Here is a 1,528-nt window from a genome sequence, read left to right on the forward strand (position 1 = left end):
CCGATTTTTGAGTTCAAGATTGAGGTATTTTGCCAGTCGATCAGCGGTTTTCAGTTTTATATCACGCTCACCACATAAGAAGCGACGCAATACTGCATGGTCGACACCCGAGCCAACGGCAATACTATACTTTGATTCACCAGATGCGATTCGTCGCTTTATCTCATCAGCAAGACTGCTACTTAGGCTCATGAATACCTTTACAAAAATACGTAGCGTTAGACTAACCTATCGAGGCAATGATCACGATACTGGTCGACTGACCAATATCAGGGAATTCATTTCTTATTTTGGTGCACTACAGAAGAGTGCAATTATCTTGGGTCAGTTGACTCATTTTATGCGCTTTTAAAACCTTCAGGTGCATTTTGAGAGTATATTATGGAACGAGCGAGAAACTTTAAGGACCGACTAGAAACACTCTTAACAGAGAGCAGATTGCTCCTAGAGACCAATTCCCTCTGCACAAAATCAATTTTCGTAGCTGGCAACAATACAAACCATTTTTTTCATGAACTCCTTGTCGGACTAGAGGGAGTGCTCTGTCTTCATCAAGTAGGTGAACAAGAAGTGGGCGAGATGGTGGACTGTGAAGCGTTGGTCCATAGGCTGACTGAAGACTCGTCGCTTCTATCACTATCAATTACGGTAGGGTCACCACTTCCAGAGGTGTTCATTAATGGCATTCGTCTCAGAGAAACTCTTCGGTGGCTCTTTCGAGGAGCGTTACGTAACGGCCACAAAACGGCAGACATTAGTCATCAAGATAACGCTTTGATTATTTCTTGCCACTCAGAAAACTCTCCTTCTTCATCTCTGGAAGATTTACTTGAGTATCATATTGCTAACGAGATTTTCTCTTTCTCTGAACAAGCTCTCTTGTGGGAGGACAACGGCCAGAGTGCTAAATTCACTCTCTCGTTTTTAAGCGATTCCTCGCGATAAGAAGCTCTTCAGCGAAAAGCATCCGATTTCCTGGTATCAGAACTCATCATCTTTACGAAGAGCATATCCAAGTTGATTTCCAGTAGATTCAGAAAAGAGTTCCTCTAATAAGTCGAGATCTCTCCCTTCGTTCTCGGTTAACGGAAACTGAATTACACCGAGATTCTCTCCGGTGGTTTCGTTATAGCAAAAATATCGACAAAGACCGAATACAGGACCTGGATCCAAAAGAAAGGGTTGAAGTCCGATAGAGGAAGCAATACCGATAAACTCCAGCCGAGTTGGTGATAATCGCTCGAAATGAGGAGTCCATTGTTTCTGAGGTGCACGTGAAATCAAGTTTGAAATCGCTTCTCTGGCAGTATCTGCATCAGGAAATTCAAACAACTTGCCTCGTAGGGGGCCATTTGTCCCCACATATCGCTCCGTTTCGATTTGAAATTTAGCATCCTCGACGCAACGAGCACCGTTTTTCTCTAAAAGTCTCACCGCATCTTCTTCAGATGGCATATTTCTCGGATTCAGCATATTCCTCCTGCTCATTGAGGGAAACTGTGCGCTAAGATTATGGATAGAAAACAGT

At 43.3% G+C, this 1,528-nt stretch carries 3 protein-coding genes; 1 reads left to right on the forward strand and 2 read right to left on the reverse strand.

What is annotated here, in order from left to right; genetic code table 11:
* On the reverse strand, positions 1-192 hold a 192-nt coding region (locus EBR25_13950; protein NBW42073.1), incomplete at its 3' end, for an XRE family transcriptional regulator.
* 189 nt (positions 193-381) lie between these two features.
* On the opposite strand from EBR25_13950, the gene EBR25_13955 reads away from it, so the two are divergent.
* Positions 382-945 carry a hypothetical protein gene (locus EBR25_13955; protein NBW42074.1) on the forward strand — a complete coding sequence of 188 codons (564 nt, stop codon included), beginning with the start codon at positions 382-384 and terminating at the stop codon, positions 943-945.
* Positions 946-981: 36 nt separating this feature from the next.
* Here the strand turns inward: EBR25_13955 and EBR25_13960 are convergent, their stop codons facing one another.
* On the reverse strand, positions 982-1,473 hold the full coding sequence (locus tag EBR25_13960; GenBank protein NBW42075.1) for a hypothetical protein: 492 nt from the start codon (positions 1,471-1,473) through the stop codon (positions 982-984).
* Between the last annotated feature and the right edge of the window lie 55 nt (positions 1,474-1,528).

It is taken from the genome of bacterium, from assembly GCA_009926305.1.
Classification (GTDB): Bacteria; Bdellovibrionota_C; UBA2361; order UBA2361; family RFPC01; genus RFPC01.

What these genes read in the sequence shown, in the direction of transcription:
- EBR25_13955 (NBW42074.1), top strand. Translation starts at nt 382, where the DNA reads ATGGAACGAGCGAGAAACTTTAAGGACCGACTAGAAACACTCTTAACA.
- EBR25_13960 (NBW42075.1), bottom strand. Translation starts at nt 1,473, where the DNA reads ATGCTGAATCCGAGAAATATGCCATCTGAAGAAGATGCGGTGAGACTT.